We start from the raw sequence: 18,840 nt of genomic DNA, 5'->3' as shown, positions 1-18,840 counted from the left end.
TTTAAATGTTATTAGAATTTACCAAAATGCATGGTCTGGGCAATGACTTTATGGTGGTTGATTTAATCAGCCAGCGTGCATTTTTTGATGCAATGACCATTCGCCGTTTGGCTGATCGCCATTTCGGGATTGGTTTTGATCAACTGTTAATTGTTGAACCACCAGATTTTCCCAATGTTGATTTCAAATATCGTATTTTCAATGCTGATGGTTCAGAAGTAGAGCAATGCGGCAATGGCGTACGTTGTTTTGCACGGTTTGTTTATGAACGTCAGTTGACCAATAAAAAGCGTTTTAAAGTTCAAACCAGCGCTGGTATTGTCGAACCTGAGTTGGGTGAAAATGGTTGGGTGCGCGTCAACATGGGCTATCCAAAATTTTTACCCAATGAGATTCCATTTCTTGCAGAAGAGCCAGATGCATTGTATGACATCGCATTGCAAGATAATGAATTGCTGACTATTGATGTGGTCAATATGGGCAATCCACATGCAGTGACAATCGTTCCCGATGTTTTAACTGCAGATGTTGCCAAAATTGGTCCTCAAGTGGAAGCACATGCACGTTTTCCGCAACGAGTAAATGCAGGCTTTATGCAAATTGTTGATGAAAAGCATGCGCGCTTACGTGTGTTTGAACGTGGTGTGGGCGAAACGATGGCATGTGGTACAGGCGCTTGTGCAGCCGCAGTCTCTGGAATGCGTCGTGGCTTACTGGCCAATAATGTCGAAATTGAGTTGGCTGGTGGTAAATTACAAATCGAATGGAAAGAAGGCGATGTGGTTTGGATGACAGGGCCGACGGCAACCGTTTATGAAGGTCGTTTAGATTTACGTTATTTCCAAGGTTGATCTGCTTTTCTTTTTACAGCTTAGAGCAAAGCCCTGAATTAATTTCAGGGCTTTTTTATCTCTAACTGCTTAGTTTTTGGATTAAAAAAGACCAGATAAATGTTTATACTGTTTAGAGATCTAAATAAATAATCACAAGGAAAAATAAACAATGGCAATAGATCGTATTGATTGGCATGGCGAATCCGCAGAGCAAGCAGGCTTTCCATATGAAAATGGTGGAACACATATTGGAATTTATTTGGCCTGGATTATCAATAACCAATTGGAAGGTGAGTTTCACCAAGAAGAAAGTGCCGATGAATTAGAACAAGTACGCACACGTCAAATGACTGGACGACAGTTTTTGATAAATATGTGTGATGAAAAATTTTGGGAAGAAGATTTAAATGAACAAGGCTTTGAGTTTACCCAAGCCTATTATGAGAGCCATCAATATTTTAAAGATTATGATGAAACCTTAGTTGATGCTAGAGGTTTGACAGATACTTATGCTGTGGATGATACATGGGACAATTATGATTTGATGGCAGTCGTGATTAGTCAAAAATATGCACAATGGCAGCAGAACCGTTCATAACTCTATGCGCTTTAAGCCAATAAATACTTTCTCTAAGATAAGCTTTTGTATCAGTCTCGAATTTACCCATAAAAAAACACAGTCCAAAATGGGTAGGACTGTGTTTTAACGTAGATCTGTCTGGAGACCAAATCAACGTTAAGTAACCACACTTACAGCGCGCATACTTGTATAATTTATATATGAGGATACTTGTGTATTTTTCAACCAATCTAGTTGCCAATTTTAAATTAGCAACAGTTGTTGAGTTTACTCACGATTAATTCATTGAATGAATACCAAACATATTGCCTTCAGTATCAATGGCTAAAACAATATGCCCATGAGGCCCAATCGACATTTTTGTTTGATGAACTTGACCACCAGCGGCTGCTACTCGGGCTTCTTCAATGGCACAATCTTCACTACTAAAATAGACAATTGTACTGTTTCCACCAGCAGAAATGCCTTCCATTTTAACCAATGAGCCTGTTGCGCCGTATTGGCTTATATCCGATGGAAATGTCCACATTTCCACCGATGAATCGTTTGGATCACTAAGTAAACTCAGCTCAGAACCAATCACCGTTTGATAAAATAATTTTGCCCGTGCCATATCATTGACATAGATTTCGAACCAACACACTGGATTTGACATAAACGTGTCCTTTTATTTTGCTGTTATCGGTTTTATAACCATACATGGCTGTATTTATAAGCTTAAGGGCAGTTGAGCCTTTAAACTCTATTTTTAGACTTTATTGTGATTAGCTTATGACAAACTTAACTCAAGCGTAGCTGTATTTTGTAAATAAGTTTATTTTTTAATCAATATTCTAAGGGAAACTTAAAGAAACAATAGATTATAAACATAAAAAAAGAACGCCGAAGCGTTCTCTTTTTCGATCATTGGATCAATGACGTGCAGCTTTTTTACCTTCATCAACCGCTTTAACGATTGGTGCTTTGACCAATGGCGTAGGTTGCTCAACCAAAGCAAGTGGAAGAATCTCATCGATACTTTTCACAGCTTTAATTTCCAAACCATCTTTCACGTTCTGAGGAATTTCAGCTAAGTCACGAACGTTTTCTTGTGGGATAAACACCAGTTTAACGCCACCACGATGTGCTGCTAAAAGTTTCTCTTTTAAGCCACCAATACGCATTGCTCGACCACCTAAGCTGGTTTCACCTGTCATTGCAATATCAGGACGAATTGCAATCCCCGTGAATGCCGAAACCAGAGCAGTGGTTAATGCTAAACCTGCAGATGGTCCATCTTTCGGTGTTGCACCTTCAGGTAAGTGAACGTGTACGTCAGTTTCTTCAAAACGAGAAGCTTCAATACCCAATTCATCAGCACGTGTACGAACCACAGTCATTGCCGCAGTAATCGACTCTTTCATTACATCGCCGAGTGAACCCGTGGTAATAAATTTACCTTTACCTTTTACTGCTGCAACTTCGATGGTCAATAACTCACCACCGACAGAAGTCCATGCCAAGCCATTTACACGACCCACTTGAGCTTCTTCTTCCGCCATACCGTAATCAAATTTATGCACACCTAAATATTCAGGTAAGTTTTCAGCAGTGACATCAATATGTAAGTTTTTCGCTTTCTTACTGACTGATTCTTTTACCACTTTACGTGCAATCTTCGATACTTCACGTTCAAGGCTACGTACACCAGCTTCACGGGTATAACGACGTACGATGTCACGAATCGCTTCTTCATGAACAGTCAATTCTTTGCCACGTAAACCATTGTTCTTGATTGCTTTTGGAACAAGGTAACGATCAGCAATATTGACTTTTTCGTCTTCGGTATAACCCGGCAAACGAATTACTTCCATACGGTCTAATAAAGCCTCAGGAATATTCATGCTGTTTGCAGTACAGATAAACATTACTTCAGACAAGTCAAGATCAAGATCTAAGTAGTGATCGTTAAACTTGTTGTTCTGTGATGGATCAAGTACTTCAAGCAGGGCAGAAGCTGGATCACCACGATAATCCTGTGCCATTTTGTCAACTTCGTCGAGCAAGAACAGAGGGTTCTTAACGCCAACTTTGGTCAATGACTGCACAATTTTACCCGGCATCGCACCAATATAGGTACGACGATGACCACGAATTTCTGCTTCGTCACGGACACCACCGAGTGCCATACGAACGAATTCACGACCAGTTGCTTTGGCAATTGATTCCCCGAGTGAGGTTTTACCAACACCAGGAGGACCTACTAAACAAAGGATTGGACCTCGAAGTTTTTTCACGCGTGATTGCACCGCAAGGTATTCAACAATACGTTCTTTAACTTCATCCAAACCATAGTGGTCTGTATCTAAAATTTCCTGAGCTTTGGCTAAGTTAATGCTGACTTTGCTGGCTTTATTCCAAGGCGTATCTAAAATAGCCTCGATATAGTTGCGTACCACAGCAGCTTCACTTGACGCAGGTTGCATTGCTTTGAGTTTACGGAATTCGTTTTCAGCTTTTTTACGCACATGTTCAGGTAAATCAGCTTCCGCTAAACGTTTTTCAATTTCAGCAACATCATCTTCCGCACCACCATTCATATCGGAAAGTTCACGCTGAATGACTTTCATCTTTTCATTGAGGAAGTATTCGCGTTGGTTCTTTTCCATTTGGCGTTTTACAGAGTCATGCAATGTTTGCTCAATCTGTTGTTCTTCAGATTGTTGCAATAAATAAGTCATTAGCTCTTGTAAGTGTGCTTCAAACTCATCGTGCTCTAGGAATTTTTGTTTTACATCGATATTTAAAGGTACACGGGTTGCAACAAAGAACAACAATTGTAATAAATCGTCGATTTTATTTGCTGCTGCAATCAATTCACGTGCATTACGTAATTTGGCTTCTGCATACTGTGAAAACAGTGCACGTAATTCTTCTACACGTGTTGCTTGAGTATCTTTATCTACAGATATCGTCATTGGGCTTAATGCATGTTCAGCCGATAAGTATTCATCATTGTCGATGATTTCAACCAGCTTAGAACGATGTAAGCCTTCAATCAGTACCTTGATACAGTTTTCATCATTTTCATGATTCACAACTTGTACAATCTTCGCGACGGTACCATATTGATATAAGTTGTCGTGATCAATTTCTTCTGTAAGCGAATCTTTTTGCGCAACTACAAATACTAAATTGTCACTGTTACGAGCCACATCAACTGCATTGATCGATTTTTCACGACCCACAAATAGCGCAATTTGCATATGTGGGTACACAACCACGTCACGCAACGCTAAAAGCGGTAATACACTTGGAACCTGTGGCTCTAAGTTTTCTTGATTCATAATAATCTCAGACATGGGCACTCCTAATGAGTGACAACGGTGTTGCCATGTTTTTTATAGTGATGTGTATTTCAAAAATTACAAGGGCTTTGCCAAATAAAAAGTTTAAAAAATCGCAAGTATCTGATTAACAAATAAACCTATTTGCATTTATTGGTCAATTTAACGGCGAAAATAATAGGTTTTTGCTGGGGTAATTAAGCTATCTAAGGGCTGATCCCATGGATTTCTTTTTAACTCGTGGGTGAGTAACTGAAAATTATGCGCTAAACCGAGTCGATGTGGGCGGTGTGCAGCTGATGCAAGCGTTCGATCATAGAAACCGCCTCCCATGCCCATACGGCTACCTTTTAAATCACAAGCCAATAAAGGCATAACCACCAGATCGAGTATTGAAATATGTTTAGCACGACTTGCCATGGGCTCTAACATCCCAAGACGATGTAAAGAAAAGCGTCGATTGCGAAACTGCCGATTTGATATTTTGACCCAAACCAGTTTTTTGTTCATATTACAGATCATGGGCAAATACACGGTTTTTCCAATCGCACAGCAATATTCGATAAGCAATTTGGTTTGAATTTCACCAAAAGCATCTAAATATAATCCGATTTTCTGCGCATTGAAAAAATGGCGATGGCGTAGCATCTGTTTAAAGCATTGCAATTCAATGACCATTTGTTGATTGCGGGTCAGCTTTTGTCGTTGTTGTCTTAAAGATCTACGCAGTTGTGAATTTTGATCCATGTTTTGAATGCTAAAACTAAACTGTTGCCAGTATACAATGAATTGATAAACAGCATTTATAACGAAATGGTCAAGATGTTATTTTGATTATCTTTTATTCACTAGAGTTTGCGATAAATGGGCAGTTTTAAGCTATTATGCTAATCGTTTGATAAAACAAGATTAAATATTGATGTTCTACATTTTAAGTCCGGAGTATCTATTCTGACAAATGTAGGATTTTGCTCAGTCAATTGCAAATGAAAGCACTTCAATTAGGCTGAGAAGAAATTCACGTGAGTGATAATTATGGATAAGCACGAAAATAAACAGGAAAACACCATGCAAAGTCAGCTAAAACAACAATCTCATACCTTGTCACGACGGTTTGTTATCTCAATGCTTGCATTGGCAAGCAGTTTACCGCTGATGAGCTATGCCGCTCCAGCAGCGCCAAAACTGGATCTTGAGTTATCTGCACATTCAAAGAATAAAATTAAAACCTTAATGAATGATCCAAAAGTTTGGCAACAGATTCCCAAAACAGTCACGCTGTGTGTGTATTCTCCTGATGGCGCCAATAGTGAAGCTTTTGAACAAGCGACCAGTTATATCAGTGAACTGCCACGAATTACACAGATTGCTAAGGAATTTGGGGTGGATATGAAAATTACCCGTCCAACCAAATTGTCGATGCATATTGATTTAAATTATCCAAAATTAAAGAAAACCGCTTCTACGGATATTAATTTAAGAGTTTATACCGATGAACGTGTATTGACTGAGGATTTCCGCAGTAAACGCTGTGATGGTGCTGGAATCAGTAACATTCGTGCACGTCAGTTTAATCCGTTTGTCGGCAGTATTGATGCTATTGGGGCAGTACAAAACTATAAGCAATTAACCACCGTGATCCAGTTACTTGCACGGCCTGAGTACGATGCAAAAATGGTCAATCGTGATTATGAAGTGGTGGGGATTGTTCCTTTAGGTGCTGCGTATATCATGGTCAATGATCGCCGTATTGATACCTTATCAAAAGCAGCAGGGAAAAAAGTGGCGGTCATGAACTTTGACGGTACTCAAAAGAAGTTGGTGCAAAATGTTGGTGCACAACCTGTTTCAGTTGATCTATTAACTGTGGGTGGAAAGTTTAATAACAAAGAAGTCGATATTATGGCGGGGCCTGTTTTGTTATTTAAGCCTTTAGAATTGAAAAAGGGTATGACGGATAAAAATGGCAATGTGGTCGGTGGTATTATTCGCTTTCCTTTGATACAGGTCACAGGCACATTAATCATGCATCGGAATAAGTTCCCTGCAGGTATGGGACCAATCGCACGGGAAATGATTTCTAAACAACTCAGCCCAGCATTTCAGTTTGTCGATAAACTGGAGCGAGAAGTTCCAGATAAGTATTGGTTTGATATTCGTGAAGCAGATAAACCAGGCTATATTAAGATTATGCGTGAAGCACGTATTCAGATGACCAAAGAAGGCTTCTATGACCCAACAATGATGAAAATTTTGAAAAAGGTTCGATGTGGTCAAACCCCAAGTAGTTTTGAATGTGCTTTAAATGATGAATGATTGGGTTTTGCTCTTGTCTTGATGAGGTATATAAGTCAAAAGCAAAATCACAAACAGCTGATGTTTTTGATTTGAATTAAAAGCTAAAGGAGCAAAATGAAAGTTTATTTTGCTCCTTTTTTATTGCAAAGTTTAGGCAATGCTTTACTACTCTGTTAGATTAAATCCAAGATAAAGAAGATCAAAATTAAGATTTAAATGATGTTAAGAAAACCGTTCAAACTCTTGTTGCTGGCAGTGTTGTTTTACGTTAACTCGATATATGCCGCACAGTATCAGACAGGGGATATTATTTTTCATACTTCTAAATCTGTACAAAGTCTTGTGATTCAAAAAGCCACCCATTCGCCATATAGCCACATGGGAATGATCGTGATGAAACAAGGTCAAGCTTTGGTTTTGGAGGCGATTCAGCCTGTGAAATATACACCGCTTCAACAATGGATCAATCGCGGTGTAAATAAAGCCTATGTCGTAAAGCGTTATCAACCTCAATTAACTGCAGAGCAACAGCACAAGTTAGTCAAACAGGCCGAGACTTATTTAAATAAACCCTATGATGTTTATTTTGAATGGAATGATGACGCAATTTATTGCTCTGAAATTGTATGGAAAGCTTATCAATACGCTTTAGGAATAGAATTGGCGCCCTTGGAAAAATTACAAAGTTTTGATCTCACAGATCGAAGTGTTAAAGCACTTATGCGACAACGCTATGGACAGCATATTCCATTGCAAGAAACTGTGATTGCGCCAAGTGCAATTTTTAATTCAAAGAAACTGAAAATGGTTGACTCGGTTGCTGGCTTGAATTGATTGGAAATATAGCAGGCATAAAAAAACCTGAGTCATTATGCTCAGGCTTTTTATAAGAAGCGGTATATACATACATTCTTGAATGTGGCGACCCTACGGGGATTCGAACCCCGGTTACCGCCGTGAAAGGGCGATGTCCTAGGCCTCTAGACGATAGGGTCAATAAATTGAGGCAGACACTTGAAACTAAACCATTAAATTAATGGCGACCCTACGGGGATTCGAACCCCGGTTACCGCCGTGAAAGGGCGATGTCCTAGGCCTCTAGACGATAGGGTCGTTTCAGAGGTGGGCGTATATTAGGGTGAATACTGGCAGGTGTCAAACTTTTTTCCACAATAAAAACTGAAATTGCGTTTATATGGATAAAAACAAAGCAATATGAGCAAAGTGGTTAAAATTAAGACCATTATTACGGCTTGGGGTACACAATGGGATCTAAAATATTTTTAATCACCGCAGGATGTTGTAAGTAGCCTGCGATTTGATGAGGAGTATGAATAAACGTTGAAATCGCGGTATTTAAAATCGCGGGTTGAAAGTCAAAGGGCGCGTTGATCAAAGGAAAAGCAGTTAAAAAATCATCTGGTGAATAGAAATTATGCCAATCACCATTTAGACAATTTGGTCTTTTGACTGGTGGTGCCAGTTTAGACTGAATCACTTTAAAGGCGAGTGGTGAGCCTAAGGTAATAAAGCGTTGTATCTGGTAGTTTGTTTGCAGCTGTTGTAAAAGATTATAGGCAATCACGGTTCCTAATGAATGCGCAACGATAATATGCGGTTGATCGGGTTCTAAGCTAGCGAGTATCCGTTGATGGACTTCATCCATAAACTGAGGATTGGCGAGGTATAAATAAGTTTCGATCAGGAATTTATGAATCAGACTTTCATGAAGTTTTGGAAAATTATTTAAAATTAAAGAGAACTCTTTGAGCGCTTTATCTTTTAACAATTGCGAAGCCAAATACAAGCGGTTGGACAGTTTTAAGTCATGTTCAGGCATGAAGTAGGGCAGTATTGGAATTGCGGGAGGGATATTTGAAGTTGTCGTGGGTGACGTTGTTGTATGTTTATGAAAGTGAAAGTTTACCCATGATTTAGGCAGAAAGCTTTCTAAGTCAAAGCGATTGCTTAATTGGTGTTTACTGATTAAATCGCCATAAAAAGCCAAGCGAATATCTAATTGTGCTGTTGAAATAGGCAGTTTAAGTTCATCGATTCCCTGTTGAAGAATATCAATCCAATGTTGCTTTAAACTCTCAGCATTATAATTCTGCTGGTTCATACCATGAATAAAAATAATCTTCATTGGGGTTTTTTATAGATTGTTATGTTTAACTATTAAATTACGAGCTTAAACTGATTTTGACTATCTATGAATGTACAAAAAGTGTAGCCAATGGCTACACTTTTTGCTTAGGCATGATCAGTAAGATTTTGTTTAGGATTGTGATTGATCTTTATATAAGAATGCGTAGCTGATATAGCAAATCGCAATAAAGATTAAACAACAAATAAAGCCAACTACCATCTCAGGGTCAAATACCATACTGATACAGGTAATTAAACAGAAGATAAAACCTAAGATCGGCACAATTGGAAACAATGGTGCAGCAAAGCCTAATTCAGCTTTGGTATGACCTTGTTTGTACCATTGACGTCTAAAATTAAATTGGCTCAGACAAATACTCATCCACACCACAACCATGGTAAACGCAGCCACACCCAACAAGTTTTTAAAAATAGTCTCAGGTGCAAATTGTTCTGAAAGCAGACCAGGTAACGCACCGAACATGGTGACAATCACAGCAATATATGGAATACCGCGTGCATTGACTCTAGAAAACAGTGCTGGAAGCTGTTTCTTGGCTGAGAGCGACCACATCATACGTGATGCCGCAAATAGCCCTGAGTTGGCCGCAGACAACAACGCAGTGATGATCACAAAACGGATAATGTCTTCTGCGTATGGAATACCAATATGATCAAATACGGTAACAAATGGGCTGCTACTGACCCCTTCAGCATGTAATCCTGCCATTTGGTGAGGCAGCAGTGCACTAATTACGATGATAGTACCGACAAAGAAAATCAATAAACGCCAAATAGCAGTATTGATGGCTTTAGGCACATTTTTCGCGGGATCTTCAGTTTCACCCGCAGCAACGCCAATCAACTCAGTGCCAGAGAAGGCAAAGTTCACGATTAACATGGTGGTGAAGATTGGGAATAGACCTTGTGGGAACCAGCCTTCATCGGTCAAATTACTAAATAACGGTGCTGAAGTATGTCCCTGATAATTTAAAATACCAAAAATTGCCAAAAGGCCAAAAAGAATAAAAGCGATTACCGTGATGACTTTGACCAAAGAGAGCCAGAACTCAGATTCGGCAAACCATTTGGTTGAACTCATATTTAAGCCAAACACGATTGCTGCAAAAATCAGCGTCCATAACCACATCGAGATATGCGGAAACCATTCTTGCATTAACAAAGCCGCAGCAGTAAATTCAGTGCCTAGTGTTGCTGACCATGTTAGCCAATACAGCCAAGTAACGGTGTATCCAGTACCTGGACCAATGTATCGTTGTGCATAAGTACCAAACGAGCCAGACTCAGGCATATGAACTGCAAGTTCACCTAAGCACAGCATCACCATATAGGCAATTACACCACCGAGGATGTAAGAGATAATGGCACCAATCGGACCTGTTTGTGAGATCACCTCACCAGAACCTAAAAAAAGCCCTGTACCGATTGCACCACCAAGCGAAATCATCACCAAGTGACGAGTACTCATTGCTCGTTTGAGTGGTGAAGAATTAGATGATACCTGAGCATCATTTTGATTTGGTGATGACTGCATAAGCTTCAGATGGAAATAAAACAAGAAGCGCGCTATTTTAGCCCAATTCATAAATAGTGCAATGATTGAGTGTTGCTAATGCTCAATAAGCAATACTATAAATCACCGCGATTTTATGGTTTTTATAAATAAATATTTAAATCAATTATTTATATTTAACTCTGCACTGATTATTTTAAATTAAAAATCCAGATTATTGATGAAAAAACAATCTTTTAAATATGAAGGGGTGGTGGTTTTTAACTGCTTTAAATACGATAGATATAAAAAAGCCTGAGTCGTATTGCTCAGGCTTTTTTACGAGAAAGTTTTATTTTAACAACCTTCTCAAATATGGCGACCCTACGGGGATTCGAACCCCGGTTACCGCCGTGAAAGGGCGATGTCCTAGGCCTCTAGACGATAGGGTCGTAATGAGGTGATGCGTATATTAAGGATAAAAGACATTTTTGTCAAAATGGATTTATCGAAAAAGCGTTTAACTGATGAATCTATAAGCGAATCATTATGTATTTGTTTTTAATTTAGCCAGAAAGCTATTTTTTGCTTTTTAGAAGAATCCAAATCAAATAAAAACGGCTTGATTTATATATGAATCACTTAAAAATTATGCTACGGATTAAAAGCCTAAAATAGAAAAGCCCGTATGAATACGGGCTGATCAGTGATTTACAATGCGACTTAATTTTTCTGATGATAAAGCCAGTAATAAGTTGCATAACATGCTGCCATAAACACTAAACAACCAATAAAGCCAGAAAGCATTTCCGGATCTGCTGCCATACTTAAACCGGTTGCGGTACAAGTGATAAAGCCAAGAATTGGTACAACGGGATACCACGGCGTTTTAAATTTTAAATCAGCCAGTGTTTTACCGCTGGCTAGCCATTTACGACGGAAATTAAACTGACTCCAGCAAATACTCATCCACACGATAACCATGGTAAATGCTGCCACACCGAGTAAGTTTTTAAAGATCACATCTGCGCCAAATTGCTCCGACAGTAAACCGGGTAAACCCCCAATCATGGTCACAAAAATTGCAACAACAGGGGTGCCTGATTTGGTCAGTTTGGAAAAAACTCGAGGTAATTGTTTTTGAATTGAAAGCGCCCACATCATACGAGATGCCGCATATAGTCCTGAATTAGCAGTGGACAAAAGCGCTGTAATGATCACAAAACGCATGATGTCTTCTGCGTAAGGAATTCCAATCAAGTTAAATACAGAAACAAAGGGACTATTACTGATCCCTTCACCATGCGCGGCTAGGCCAGCATCTTGATAGGGCAATAATGAACTGATGACAATAATGGTACCAACAAAGAAAATCATTAACCGCCAAACCGCAGCATGAATTGCTTTCGGGACATTTTTTTCAGGATTTTCAGTTTCACCAGCAGCAATCCCAATCATCTCAGTACCATTAAAGGCAAAATTTACAATCAGCATGGTGGCAAAAATAGGAAATAAACCATTGGGTAACCAGCCATGTGCGGTTAAATTACTGAATAAAGGTGCAGTTTCATGACCATGGAAGGGAATTAATCCAAATATTGCGGTTAGGCCGAGTAAGATAAATACCAGTACTGTTGCAACTTTAACAAAAGACAACCAAAACTCGGACTCTGCAAAAAAGCGTGTTGAGGTTAGATTGGAAATCAAGACGGCAACAATAAAGACCAAGGTCCATAACCAGATGGAGGTTGTTGGAAACCATTCCTGCATCAGCATGGCTGCCGCTGTAAATTCAGTCCCCAAGGTGGCAGACCAGCCAAGCCAGTACATCCATGACACCATGTAGCCTGTGCCTGGTCCAATATTTTTAGCTGCAAAAGCACCAAAAGATCCGGTCACAGGTTGATTGACTGCAAGCTCGCCTAAGCAAAGCATTACCATATAGGCAATTAAACCACCGATAATATAGGCAATCACTGCTCCAATCGGCCCAGCTTGTGCAATCACTTCACCTGAACTTAAAAATAAGCCTGTACCAATCGCACCGCCTAATGACAACATGATCAGGTGGCGTTTGGTCATGGATCTTTTTAAGACAATAGCTTGCCCATCAGCGACAGTGTGCTGATTCGATTGATCAGGTGATTGCATATTTGATGTCATTGAACTTTAAAGAGATATTTTAGATTAAAATGCCAAAATTGACAAAATAAAATAAACTATCAGCTTCTAAAGTCTAAAGAAAAGGGATGAAATAAAATAATTGAATCAAGAAGATCAAAAAAAGAGAAAGAAATTATAAAAATAATTAGATGGCGACCCTACGGGGATTCGAACCCCGGTTACCGCCGTGAAAGGGCGATGTCCTAGGCCTCTAGACGATAGGGTCGTTTAGAAGATGGCGATATCTTATTGATCCGCCACCAAATTGTCAAGTAAGTGAGGTGCGAGTTTGTTCAAAATATAGCAAAACAGTTCAGCTGTCTTTTGAGTATCGTACAAGGCAGAGTGAGCCTCTTTACCATCGAACTCAATTCCAGCTTGAATACATGATTTAGCCAAAACAGTTTGACCAAACATGACCGCACTTAAAGTCACAGTATCAAATACAGAAAAACTATGAAAAGGGTTTTGATTTTTACTGCCAGTTCGCGCAATTGCAGCTCTTAGGAAGCCTAAATCAAAATGGGCATTGTGTCCGACCAAGACCGCATGGGTACAATGTTGTTGACGACGTACTTCATTAACCGCCTTAAAAATACGCTTTAATGCTGTTTTCTCGTCTTCAGCCATTGCCATACGCATTGGATTAAATGGATCTACACCAATAAAGTCCAAAGAGCGACGATCTAAATTTGCACCTTCAAAAGGATTGATGTGTGCATGATGTGCTTCACCTGGAACAAATTTTCCTTCAGCATCATACACAATCGGGATGCATGCGATTTCAAGCAATGCATCGGTATCTGCATTAAAACCTGCTGTTTCAACGTCAACCACAACGGGTAAAAAACCACGAAAGCGTTGTCCAATCACAGGTAATGTTTCAGTTGTCACACCTTTCTCCATTGGATGGTTTTTCCAGCATAAAGTGGAATAATGTGTTCACCATCCAAATAATCTAAACTTTCAGGGATTACCTGATCTTCTTTCACAAGGGTAATCTTATTTGTGTTGCGAGGCAAACCATAGAAGTCTGCACCAAACATACTGGCAAAACCTTCTAGGCGTTCGATTTTGTTGACTTGATCAAAAGCCTGAGCATAAAGCTCAATTGCTGTAGGTGCACTATAGCAACCTGCACAACCACATGCATTTTCTTTGGCATTTTTAGAATGTGGCGCACTGTCAGTACCTAAGAAAAATTTAGGGCTGCCGCTAGTGGCAACTTCAAGTAAAGTTTGTTGATGGGTTTGACGCTTTAAAATCGGTAAACAATAAAAGTGAGGTTTTATGCCACCGACCAACATATCATTACGGTTAAACAGTAAATGTTGTGGTGTGATCGTCGCAGCAACATTACGATCTTGTTCAAGCACAAAATGCGCAGCTTCACTGGTGGTAATATGTTCTAACACCAATTTTAATTTCGGAAATTGTTTAAGTAACGGTGAAAGTACTTCGTCTAAAAAGCGTTTTTCACGGTCAAAAATATCCACATGCTGATGGGTAACTTCACCATGTAACAATAATGGTACTTGATGTTCTTCAAGTTGTTCAATTACTGCATAGACTTTACGAATGTCACTGACACCATTATCCGAGTTGGTTGTTGCACCAGCAGGATAGAGTTTAATTGCATTGACGAATTGAGACTCTTTAATTTTGCGAACTTCATCTGGAGAAGTATGGTCGGTAAAATACAGTACCATACGTGGGTCAAAATCAGTCCCTTCTGGCACATGTGCCATAATACGGTCACGATAAGCATTCGCTTCATCTACAGTTTTCACAGGTGGAACGAGGTTCGGCATACAAATCGCACGGGCAAATTGTTTGGCTAGATCTGGAACTGTACGTTTTAAGGCAAGACCATCACGCAGGTGGGCATGCCAGTCATCTGGCTGAAGCAAAGTGATCGTATTCAAGGCAATTCTTACTGACAAAATAAATGAGATGATAATCTATAACACTTTAAAATGATAACAGCTATTTCTAATCAATAATTCAAATTAAATGATTAAAAACAAATCTAAAGCTTATATTTTGTTCGGATTGGTCATGTATGTGTCATGATTGGGTGCTAATGCTGAGTAGAAAATCTACAACTGTATAACATGGCAATGATTTTCAATTGCTTATTTTGAATTTATTTTAAAATTACCGTTTTTAAATGATTAAATAGTCAAAATGTACTATTGCATATTTTTCTTAAAAAATGATAATAAAGTCATACAAAGATAAACTTCGAACATACATAACTTTCATTTTATGAATAAACACGCTATTGACCTTATACAATTGTGTTTAAAGCCTTGAGAATATAAATGATCGGCTCAAGGTGTGTGTGACGTCGCTTTTATTGTCTGAGATCAGTATACTATGTATCTGTAATACAATAGTTTATTAGATAAGTACATCAATTATAATATTGAGTTAATAGAGAGCTTTATATGGGCAAGTTTCTGCCAAACCTGATTTGCATCATGTGTCTTGTGGGTTTAAATATTCAAAGTCAAATTTTTGCCAAACAAAATGTTAAAGCTGATAAAAGTCAAGAAGCGATAAAAGCGGACTTAAAACAAGATTGGTCAGTCAATAGTATCAATACAGCCAATTGGTCTGAAAATATTGGCAGAGGACAATTCCCCGTTTATGCACGAGCACAAGTGATGCTCAATAATTTACATGCTTCACCTGGGCCAATCGACGGTAAAAGTGGCAAGAACTTTTTAAAAGCACTTGCCGCGTATCAACAGATTAAAAGTTTACCAATTAGTGGTGAACTGGATAAACAGACTTGGGACAGTTTGTTAAAAAATCAAAAAACTGCAGCATTTGGAACTTATCAAATTACGGCAGAAGATATTAAAGGGCCTTATGCAAAAGCAATTCCGCGAAATTATGCCCAACAAGCAAAAATGCCGGGTCTGTATTACACCCGTGTGAGTGAAATGCTAGGTGAAAAGTTTCATATTGATGAAGACTTTCTTAAACAACTCAATCCAAAAGCTAACTTTAAAAAAGTAGGCGAAACTATCAATGTACCGATCGTACGTAATGATTTGCCTGAAGGTGTGGCCTTAATTATTGCGCATAAGCCTGCTCGACAACTTTATTTATATAATAGTACAAATCAAATGATTGCATCTTTTCCTGCCACAATTGGGGGTTCTGGTACACCATCCCCGAAAGGGACGCATAAGGTCATTAAAGTTGCCGCAAACCCTGTCTATGGTTATAACCCGAAAAACTTTGTTCAAGGGAGCAACCGTCAAAAGCTGGCATTACCGCCTGGCCCAAATGGTCCTGTTGGTAATATGTGGATTGCTTTAAGTAAACCGACATTTGGTATTCATGGTACGCCGAATCCTTCATTAATTTCAAAGACCGCTTCTCATGGTTGTATTCGTTTGACCAATTGGGATGCCAATGATTTAGGTCGCAAGGTTCAACCGGGGACTGTGGTTAAGTTCTTAGATTAATCCCGCTGTATATCCGAAAAGGCTGAGTACTTTAAAAGAGGGCTCAGCTTTTTTTATTGCGTAGATAAAATTTTGCTGCTGTAAATATTAAACTTATACACAACATACTGAATTTATTGGGTATGATCAATTTAACTTAACCATGTCAAAAAAATTGAAATCTTTATGGGTACAGAAAAAAAATTATCTACTCAAGAAGTCATTAAACTTGAACGAGATTTGGCTAAATTTGCCAATATGATGGATTCGGTGGTACGTATTCCATTTACCAAGCAAGGGGTTGGGGCTGATGCTGCACTCAGTACCATACCGATTGCTGGTGATGTCGCGGGTTTTGTGCTGACTTGCTATGCAGTTTATAAAGCCAAACAGATTGGCGTGCCTCAAGCTAAACTCAATGGAGTATTAAAACTGGCTGTGATGGATGGGGTTGTGGGATGTATACCGATTGCTGGAACCTTATTCGATATTTTTATTCGGCCCAGTCGTAGAGCTTTAGACGTTGTACATGACCATATTCAAGAAGAATATCAGATTTATAGCGATGATCATGTGGTTCACCCATTTTTACATGAGAAGCTAGAACAAAAGCAACAGCATTCCGCATTTTGGCGTAACCCTGTCATTGCTTGGATTTGGATTCATATTCCCGATATTTTAGGCTTGATTGTTTTAATCCTGATTGGACTTGCGATGTGGTTTGGCGTAAATATGTTGTGGGATTGGTATCAAAGCTATCGTGCTTAAATTCCAACATTGAATTGATTTGAAAATGTAGATATTAAAATACAGAGGTGATCATGCAAGATTATATTTCGGCAAACCTTCCTGCTATTGATTTTGATCATACTCGTAAATTTTATGCATTCTTAGGTTTTCAGTGTGATTATCAGTCCACAGAATGGATGATCTTAAGTAAAGACAGTTTGCTGGTTGAGTTTTTCCATCACCCCAATTTAAATCCAAAAGAATCATGGTTTAGTGCTTGCTTAAGAACACATGTCTTGAAAGATCTGTTTCATTTTTGGCAAGGTTTAGATTGGGCACAATTCCCAGAAGCACGAATAACTGAAATTCAGTATCTCGAAGAAATTGATATGTTTTGTGTGATTGATCCGAATGGAAGTTTAATTCGTTGTATTCAGTTAGATTAATCCCCCAAATTGGTATTGGTATTGGTATTGGTATTGGTATTGGTATTGGTATTGGTATTGGTATTGGTATTGGTATTGAAAGAAAGTAAGAAAGTAAGAAAGTAAGAAAGTAAGAAAGTAAGAAAGTAAGAAAGATAGAAATTGCGCGGTAAATATTGGATAAAGCAAAAACTAAAATATGATCTACCCATAAACAAAGCCTCCATATTGGAGGCTTTGTTTTTCTATGAGATCACTACGATTGAGCGAGCGTGTATAGATTAAGGTAAATTGAGTTGGCGTAAAGCGGCAACACGTTGCTCGATGCTTGGGTGAGTTTGGAATAAAGCAGCCAAACTAAAACCTTGCTCTTTACCTTCTGCGATCGCAAAAGCTTTCATTTCTTTCGGCATTTGATCTGGCATTTCAGATTCAGCCTGTAGACGCAATAAAGCGGAAATCATGGCTTCTTTACCTGCAAGTTGAGCACCAGCTTCATCTGCACGGTATTCACGATAGCGAGAGAACCACATTACGATTGCCGAAGCCAATATACCGAAGACGATATCAAGCACGATGGTAATTGCAAAATAAGCCAGTCCAGGCGCTTCACCATCTTGACGGCCAAAGACATTACGGTCAATAAAATCACCAACCACACGGGCAAAGAACATTACAAAGGCGTTCACTACACCTTGAATAAGGGATAATGTGACCATGTCACCATTAGCAACGTGACCAATCTCATGCGCAAGCACGGCACGCAATTCATCTTTGTTCATGCGTTCAAGCAAACCTGTTGAAACCGATACAAGTGCATCGTTTTTATTCCAACCTGTGGCAAACGCATTCGACTGATAAGATGGGAAAATACCAACATCTGGCATTTGAATACCAGCACGTTGTGAAAGTTGAGCAACCTCTTGTAATAACCAAACTTCGGCTTGGTTACGAGGAGCATTCGGGTCAATTAATTCAGTACCTGTGGTTTTTAGCGCCATCCATTTGGACATAAATAGGGAGATTAAAGAACCTACCATACCAAACACTAAACAGATGACCATCAGGTTGCCTAATTTAAGACCGCCAGCGCCGTAGTAACTACCAACACCTAATAATGATAGGATAATGCCAGCTACAACCAGTACCGCGAGGTTGGTTAGCAAAAACAAACCAATCCGCATCATGGAGAGAATCCTCTTATAAATAATAAATAATATGATGTATTAAAATAAATCATGAAATTCAATATGAGGTTTAGATGATTAAAATTCAAGAATAAGAGGGAAAAATCTAGCTAGCAAAAAATGACAAATTCAATTGAAAGGGATAGTGGATAAAGAATTTATTTAAAAAAATAGGCA

Annotated in this window: 17 protein-coding genes and 4 tRNA genes; 7 read left to right on the top strand and 14 right to left on the bottom strand. The window is 38.9% G+C overall.

Features of this window, described 5'->3' with window-relative positions; genetic code table 11:
* Positions 1 to 5 precede the first annotated feature (5 nt).
* Both dapF and GJV03_RS03470 read left to right on the top strand, forming a co-directional pair.
* Positions 6 to 851 (top strand): diaminopimelate epimerase, encoded by an 846-nt coding sequence (gene dapF, locus GJV03_RS03475; protein WP_004722412.1) that lies wholly within the window; start codon positions 6 to 8, stop codon positions 849 to 851.
* A gap of 151 nt (positions 852 to 1,002) precedes the next feature.
* Positions 1,003 to 1,431, top strand: coding sequence for a hypothetical protein (locus GJV03_RS03470; RefSeq protein ID WP_151956181.1), 429 nt, complete (start codon positions 1,003 to 1,005; stop codon positions 1,429 to 1,431).
* Positions 1,432 to 1,690: 259 nt separating this feature from the next.
* On the opposite strand, the gene GJV03_RS03465 is transcribed toward GJV03_RS03470, so the two are convergent.
* The 3 genes from GJV03_RS03465 to GJV03_RS03455 all read right to left on the bottom strand — a co-directional run bounded on the left by GJV03_RS03465 (position 1,691) and on the right by GJV03_RS03455 (position 5,486).
* Complete coding sequence (locus GJV03_RS03465; RefSeq protein ID WP_154129475.1) at positions 1,691 to 2,068, bottom strand: VOC family protein; 378 nt, start codon at positions 2,066 to 2,068, stop codon at positions 1,691 to 1,693.
* Positions 2,069 to 2,324: 256 nt separating this feature from the next.
* The gene (lon, locus tag GJV03_RS03460) at positions 2,325 to 4,754 is read right to left on the bottom strand and encodes an endopeptidase La (protein ID WP_004722406.1); all 2,430 of its coding nucleotides are present in this window, start codon (positions 4,752 to 4,754) and stop codon (positions 2,325 to 2,327) included.
* Between the two features lie 147 nt (positions 4,755 to 4,901).
* A complete protein-coding gene (locus GJV03_RS03455; protein ID WP_056514265.1) occupies positions 4,902 to 5,486 on the bottom strand; it encodes a 5-formyltetrahydrofolate cyclo-ligase in 585 nt (194 codons plus the stop codon).
* A gap of 378 nt (positions 5,487 to 5,864) precedes the next feature.
* Here GJV03_RS03455 and GJV03_RS03450 point away from each other — a divergent pair, with 378 nt between their 5' ends.
* Both GJV03_RS03450 and GJV03_RS03445 read left to right on the top strand, forming a co-directional pair.
* Positions 5,865 to 7,055, top strand: coding sequence for a putative solute-binding protein (locus tag GJV03_RS03450; protein WP_252720676.1), 1,191 nt, complete (start codon positions 5,865 to 5,867; stop codon positions 7,053 to 7,055).
* Positions 7,056 to 7,253: 198 nt separating this feature from the next.
* On the top strand, positions 7,254 to 7,871 hold the full coding sequence (locus tag GJV03_RS03445; protein ID WP_228722787.1) for a YiiX family permuted papain-like enzyme: 618 nt from the start codon (positions 7,254 to 7,256) through the stop codon (positions 7,869 to 7,871).
* Between the two features lie 85 nt (positions 7,872 to 7,956).
* Here GJV03_RS03445 and GJV03_RS03440 read toward each other — a convergent pair.
* From GJV03_RS03440 to pyrC, 9 genes are all read right to left on the bottom strand, one after another.
* Positions 7,957 to 8,032: transfer RNA gene (locus GJV03_RS03440), tRNA-Glu, on the bottom strand.
* A gap of 42 nt (positions 8,033 to 8,074) precedes the next feature.
* Positions 8,075 to 8,150: transfer RNA gene (locus GJV03_RS03435), tRNA-Glu, on the bottom strand.
* Positions 8,151 to 8,283: 133 nt separating this feature from the next.
* Complete coding sequence (locus GJV03_RS03430; RefSeq protein WP_105713079.1) at positions 8,284 to 9,183, bottom strand: hypothetical protein; 900 nt, start codon at positions 9,181 to 9,183, stop codon at positions 8,284 to 8,286.
* A 132-nt stretch (positions 9,184 to 9,315) separates the two neighbouring features.
* Positions 9,316 to 10,740, bottom strand: coding sequence for an amino acid permease (locus tag GJV03_RS03425; protein ID WP_056514257.1), 1,425 nt, complete (start codon positions 10,738 to 10,740; stop codon positions 9,316 to 9,318).
* Between the two features lie 334 nt (positions 10,741 to 11,074).
* Positions 11,075 to 11,150: transfer RNA gene (locus GJV03_RS03420), tRNA-Glu, on the bottom strand.
* Between the two features lie 271 nt (positions 11,151 to 11,421).
* Entirely contained in the window at positions 11,422 to 12,849 is a 1,428-nt protein-coding gene (locus tag GJV03_RS03415; protein WP_154129473.1) for an amino acid permease, read from the bottom strand.
* 162 nt (positions 12,850 to 13,011) lie between these two features.
* A tRNA-Glu gene (locus tag GJV03_RS03410) sits at positions 13,012 to 13,087 on the bottom strand.
* A 20-nt stretch (positions 13,088 to 13,107) separates the two neighbouring features.
* Positions 13,108 to 13,767, bottom strand: a complete 660-nt coding sequence (gene rnt, locus GJV03_RS03405) for a ribonuclease T (RefSeq protein ID WP_004722393.1) — start codon at positions 13,765 to 13,767, stop codon at positions 13,108 to 13,110.
* Entirely contained in the window at positions 13,752 to 14,786 is a 1,035-nt protein-coding gene (gene pyrC / locus GJV03_RS03400) for a dihydroorotase (protein ID WP_154129472.1), read from the bottom strand. The genes rnt and pyrC overlap by 16 nt, the downstream gene beginning before the upstream one ends.
* A 525-nt stretch (positions 14,787 to 15,311) precedes the next feature.
* Here pyrC and GJV03_RS03395 point away from each other — a divergent pair.
* The 3 genes from GJV03_RS03395 to GJV03_RS03385 all read left to right on the top strand — a co-directional run bounded on the left by GJV03_RS03395 (position 15,312) and on the right by GJV03_RS03385 (position 17,497).
* Positions 15,312 to 16,343 (top strand): L,D-transpeptidase, encoded by a 1,032-nt coding sequence (locus tag GJV03_RS03395; protein ID WP_154129471.1) that lies wholly within the window; start codon positions 15,312 to 15,314, stop codon positions 16,341 to 16,343.
* 165 nt (positions 16,344 to 16,508) lie between these two features.
* Positions 16,509 to 17,090, top strand: coding sequence for a DUF4112 domain-containing protein (locus tag GJV03_RS03390; RefSeq protein WP_105713077.1), 582 nt, complete (start codon positions 16,509 to 16,511; stop codon positions 17,088 to 17,090).
* A 53-nt stretch (positions 17,091 to 17,143) separates the two neighbouring features.
* Entirely contained in the window at positions 17,144 to 17,497 is a 354-nt protein-coding gene (locus tag GJV03_RS03385) for a hypothetical protein (protein ID WP_004722385.1), read from the top strand.
* Here GJV03_RS03385 and GJV03_RS03380 read toward each other — a convergent pair.
* Both GJV03_RS03380 and htpX read right to left on the bottom strand, forming a co-directional pair.
* Positions 17,494 to 17,688 carry a hypothetical protein gene (locus GJV03_RS03380; protein WP_154129470.1) on the bottom strand — a complete coding sequence of 65 codons (195 nt, stop codon included), beginning with the start codon at positions 17,686 to 17,688 and terminating at the stop codon, positions 17,494 to 17,496. The two genes, GJV03_RS03385 and GJV03_RS03380, sit on opposite strands and share 4 nt — an antisense overlap.
* Before the next feature lie 69 nt (positions 17,689 to 17,757).
* A complete protein-coding gene (gene htpX / locus GJV03_RS03375) occupies positions 17,758 to 18,663 on the bottom strand; it encodes a protease HtpX (protein ID WP_004819720.1) in 906 nt (301 codons plus the stop codon).
* Positions 18,664 to 18,840 lie beyond the last annotated feature (177 nt).

It is taken from the genome of Acinetobacter sp. RIT698 (genome assembly GCF_009668065.1).
GTDB classification, from domain to species: domain Bacteria; phylum Pseudomonadota; class Gammaproteobacteria; order Pseudomonadales; family Moraxellaceae; genus Acinetobacter; species Acinetobacter guillouiae.
The sequence above is the reverse complement of the archived record's forward strand: the minus strand, read 5'-3'. Positions and strand labels throughout refer to the sequence as shown.

What these genes read in the sequence shown, in the direction of transcription:
- dapF (WP_004722412.1), top strand. Translation starts at nt 6, where the DNA reads ATGTTATTAGAATTTACCAAAATGCATGGTCTGGGCAATGACTTTATG.
- GJV03_RS03470 (WP_151956181.1), top strand. Translation starts at nt 1,003, where the DNA reads ATGGCAATAGATCGTATTGATTGGCATGGCGAATCCGCAGAGCAAGCA.
- GJV03_RS03465 (WP_154129475.1), bottom strand. Translation starts at nt 2,068, where the DNA reads ATGTCAAATCCAGTGTGTTGGTTCGAAATCTATGTCAATGATATGGCA.
- lon (WP_004722406.1), bottom strand. Translation starts at nt 4,754, where the DNA reads ATGTCTGAGATTATTATGAATCAAGAAAACTTAGAGCCACAGGTTCCA.
- GJV03_RS03455 (WP_056514265.1), bottom strand. Translation starts at nt 5,486, where the DNA reads ATGGATCAAAATTCACAACTGCGTAGATCTTTAAGACAACAACGACAA.
- GJV03_RS03450 (WP_252720676.1), top strand. Translation starts at nt 5,865, where the DNA reads ATGCTTGCATTGGCAAGCAGTTTACCGCTGATGAGCTATGCCGCTCCA.
- GJV03_RS03445 (WP_228722787.1), top strand. Translation starts at nt 7,254, where the DNA reads ATGATGTTAAGAAAACCGTTCAAACTCTTGTTGCTGGCAGTGTTGTTT.
- GJV03_RS03430 (WP_105713079.1), bottom strand. Translation starts at nt 9,183, where the DNA reads ATGAAGATTATTTTTATTCATGGTATGAACCAGCAGAATTATAATGCT.
- GJV03_RS03425 (WP_056514257.1), bottom strand. Translation starts at nt 10,740, where the DNA reads ATGCAGTCATCACCAAATCAAAATGATGCTCAGGTATCATCTAATTCT.
- GJV03_RS03415 (WP_154129473.1), bottom strand. Translation starts at nt 12,849, where the DNA reads ATGCAATCACCTGATCAATCGAATCAGCACACTGTCGCTGATGGGCAA.
- rnt (WP_004722393.1), bottom strand. Translation starts at nt 13,767, where the DNA reads ATGGAGAAAGGTGTGACAACTGAAACATTACCTGTGATTGGACAACGC.
- GJV03_RS03395 (WP_154129471.1), top strand. Translation starts at nt 15,312, where the DNA reads ATGGGCAAGTTTCTGCCAAACCTGATTTGCATCATGTGTCTTGTGGGT.
- GJV03_RS03390 (WP_105713077.1), top strand. Translation starts at nt 16,509, where the DNA reads ATGGGTACAGAAAAAAAATTATCTACTCAAGAAGTCATTAAACTTGAA.
- GJV03_RS03385 (WP_004722385.1), top strand. Translation starts at nt 17,144, where the DNA reads ATGCAAGATTATATTTCGGCAAACCTTCCTGCTATTGATTTTGATCAT.
- GJV03_RS03380 (WP_154129470.1), bottom strand. Translation starts at nt 17,688, where the DNA reads ATGGGTAGATCATATTTTAGTTTTTGCTTTATCCAATATTTACCGCGC.
- htpX (WP_004819720.1), bottom strand. Translation starts at nt 18,663, where the DNA reads ATGATGCGGATTGGTTTGTTTTTGCTAACCAACCTCGCGGTACTGGTT.